Below are 3,721 nucleotides of genomic sequence, written 5' to 3' on the forward strand. Positions count from 1 at the left end.
AATGCATCCATTTTTGCAATTCATCCATTTTTGCAATTCATCCATTTTTGCAATGCATCCATTTTTGCAATTCATCCATTTTTGCAATTTATCGTGTTTATACGTTTATTTCAGGACTGTAATTTGAAGCTTCTTCAAACCTTTCTACCAGAAATTCCTTCTCAAACGAAGATAAGAACCAACCGGCTTTGGGGCCTGAACTCTGCCCAAGTAATGAAATATAGATAGCCTTGAAAAGCTCCCTGGGATCAACCTGAGGAGCATGAGCATTCAGCTTTTCTGCAATCCGTCTGTTCAATTCGGAACCTTCGTCCTTTGCAGAATAGACCAACATATGGTATTCTTCTCCACTAATTTCGTCTCTGGATTCAATAAGGGCTGCAAAGGCTGAAAGAAAAGCTCTCTGAAGCTCGGACAGTGTTGCTGCCTGTACAGGTACTTTTTCTTTCACTTTAAACTTGGCAAAGGGTGGAGCATAGAGTTTTAGCCATTTCGATACGTTATCTGCCAGTTCTTTTATACACTTTTTATCTTCAGTTGAAAAACCTGAACGTTTTACGATTTTCAGTACCTGGTCAAAATCTCCCCTTGCTACCTGATATATAGTCACCATCTGCTTGAAGGGAATTTCAGACTGGCAGACCCCGGTTGCCCTGGAAAGTTCATACACTCTTCCCTGAAAAGTTCCAAGTGAAGGATCATTTTCCCTGAACTGCGTCCTGAGTCGTTCGTATTCGTCCACAAGGGAGAGGAGAGGCTGTCCAGGATCAAACTGAATGTGTTTTTCAGGTTTTGTGCGAATGATCAGGTAGCGAAGAACTTCAGGTGGTACGATTTTCAGCATGTCCGAAATCGAGACAACGACCCCTGTAGAAGAAGACATCGCCCCCTGTTTACCAAGCATTATCCACTCATAGACAATTGGGTACGGAGGTTCGTGCCCGAAAATTTCTTTTACTATTCTCTTTCCGGTATCATAAGAACCGCCTCTCGAAGCATGGTCTTTTCCGAAAGGCTCGACAGTAACTCCTAAAACTGACCAGCGGGCAGGCCAGTCTACGCGCCAAGTAAGTTTTCCTCCCCCCGCCATGGGTACGGTTCCGGAGTGCTCGCATGCACAGACATAGTCCACGGTTTCAGCTTCCAGATCAAAACCCGTTACCTTCGTTGTTGTGATCCTTCCGCATTGATCGCATCTGGGATTAAAAGGGCTCCAATCCGAAGCTACGGTTTTCCCCGATACCTCTTCCAGGATTTTTGCAATGGCATCTCTTTTAACAAGGGCAGTTTTTATTGCTTCGGTGTATTTACCTGTCTTATACATCTCGTCTGCCCTGTAAACCTTAGGATTAATGCCCAGTCGCCTGAGGGCTTCCAGGAAAGGTTTCAAGAAATGCTCGGCATAGTTTGCGCAGTTTCCACAGGGGCAGGGAATTTCGGAGATGGGCTTCCCCACATGTTCTACGTAACTCTCGGGAAGGAATGGGTAAACCTTGCGTAGGGGATCATAATTGTCAGCAATATAGATAAAGTCCGCATTCGCTCCCTTATCAACCAGAGCCCGGTAAACAGCATCGGCAGTCACGACTTCTCTCATGTTGCCTATATGGATGTTCCCCGACGGAGTAATGCCTGTGGCAACAAGATGTTTGCCATTCTTTTTTAACACGTCTTCGGCTATGACGTCTGCCCAGTGAATTGTGTCAGCCATATTTCTCACCAGAATCAAGCCTTTTTTGAAAAGGCTTGAGCGAAAACCCCTCTAAGAAGCATGGTACAACCATTTTCAAAAAGGTTTGTCGAAAACCTCTAGAATACTATTGAATCCCTAGGTAGTTATTGCAAGCCTTTTTCAAAAAAGGTTTGAACGAAAAACTTTGAATTCCCTGCATAATTATCGTTTCAACTAATAAACCTTGGGCTAGAAGGCAAGGAACCGGAGCCTGTTTATATTTTGCGTTTTTTGGCAATAAAAGATATAAATGGAATCAAAAAGAAATCTCAGGTGCAAAAAATAAAAAAGGAGAAAAATTAATGGAGGTTCAAAGGCAAATTAATTCAGGAGTCTGCAGATTTACGGAGATTTAATATGGCACGTTAGTAAACAAATCAAGTAAACTTTATTTGCCAATAAATAAAAGCATGTAAAAATATATAAATATTTCGAAATGGGTCGAATATGGAAATAAATGGTGAGTAGAGAAAGACAAGCTATGTGAAAACAATATAAAGTTATAGGACCATAAAAAAACATTAAGAAAGAAAAGAATGGATGTGAAACTCTGGAAAATTGGATAGCTCTGGTTAACAATATTCTTGCCTGTATCATCGGTGTCAAGTTTTGCTTTAACAAAAGTAACCTCGGCTTTTGTAAGTCCATCATGAGTAAACGCAATTTCCTTTGCTTGGTCTACAGTAACGTCATCCTTTCCGGTGGCAGTTTCATTTCAATGTAAAAACTGACAAAATTCTAGAAATTGCAGGGATACTGCTTCATTGGTATTACTGGGGGACTCATCCTCTGCAGACATACAACCCCTCTGCAGACATACAACCAGCAATTCTGATTGCTAATAAACAGGTTATTAAGATTGTAAATACTAAGTTTTCTCCAGGTGCAAATACCTTGCCAGATACAGCAATAGCTACAAGGAAGAGCAGGTTACAGTTGAAGATTCGATGGATGTATCAGGATAATAAGTAAACTCTCAAAAAAATAGAAAATGACAGCAGGAAAGGTGGTCGCTATTTTATAAGGAAGAACTTTTCGGACCTGCCTGAAGAGTTTATAGTTATTTTACTGCTGTTTTTTGGCAGGTCCAAGTTTGTTCAATCTTGATCTTGTTTATCCCTGCTGTCGAGGAACATTCAGGCTTCTACCTGAATTATTTCCTTAAGCTATCTGCTTTCTGAAGAGATTGCAGGAATTAATCTTAATATCAAGCAACTTTTCGATGTTCATCTTTGCAGCAATACCTTTTGCAGCGCCTGGTACTGACGTTATAATACCAATATCGAGTTCTTCACGCAGTTCGCGCATAACGTGCTCGTCTACGAGGTCCATCTTGTCGACCCCGAGTTTCTTTGCTACGTATTCTTTTGCCTCGCCTATGCGCATATTCTTTGAGAACTCCATTCTTGCAACAAGGTCTCCTGCAGCTCTCATTCCTGTCATACCTGAAGCCATTATGTGTGCGATCGGCATACCCAGAGGGTCGCCGACCCCGATCTATATGCCGTCTACGCCTGCAATTTCTACCATTGCTTTGCTCGCCCTTGTAACTGCATCAATTGGAGGCGTTTCAAGCATCGGTATTCCGCCCACACCCATTCCCATGTCAACGTGACATGGTATTGGAGATGCTTCGACAGCTGCCTTCATGAAAGTAACTGCACGGGCAAGGTTCCAGGCTGAGGTCTTGCTGGTATTGGTGTTGCATACTGGTCCGAAAACATTTGCTCCAGCCTTTGCAACAAGAGGAGCCTGCTGGTGAGGCCAGAGACCTGCAAGGGTTACTCCGTCGTACTGAAGGTTTCCATGCATACCAAGTACGCATTCTCCAGCCATGCCTGCTTCAATGTACATATCAGGGAACTCTTTTCTGAGGGCTTCAATCGCATGGAGTGTACCATACATGTCACCGTCGCCTGCTGCACCGGTTGTGTCGAAGTTGACCCCATCGGCACCGGAGGCAAAGAGTTTCTGCATAACCCAGACAGT

1 protein-coding gene and 1 pseudogene are annotated in these 3,721 nt (G+C 43.0%); both read right to left on the bottom strand.

What is annotated here, in order from left to right:
- Window positions 1–97: 97 nt before the first annotated feature.
- Window positions 98–1,711, bottom strand: coding sequence for a lysine--tRNA ligase (lysS, locus tag A9239_RS13100; RefSeq protein WP_048120115.1), 1,614 nt, complete (start codon window positions 1,709–1,711; stop codon window positions 98–100).
- 1,182 nt (window positions 1,712–2,893) lie between these two features.
- Window positions 2,894–3,721: pseudogene (mtbB, locus tag A9239_RS18455) on the bottom strand ([dimethylamine--corrinoid protein] Co-methyltransferase); the annotation flags it as partial.

Source organism: Methanosarcina sp. A14 (assembly GCF_001729375.1).
Taxonomy (GTDB): Archaea; Halobacteriota; Methanosarcinia; order Methanosarcinales; family Methanosarcinaceae; genus Methanosarcina; species Methanosarcina barkeri.

Coding starts and splice junctions, on each gene's coding strand:
- lysS (WP_048120115.1), bottom strand. CDS start 1,711: ATGGCTGACACAATTCACTGGGCAGACGTCATAGCCGAAGACGTGTTA.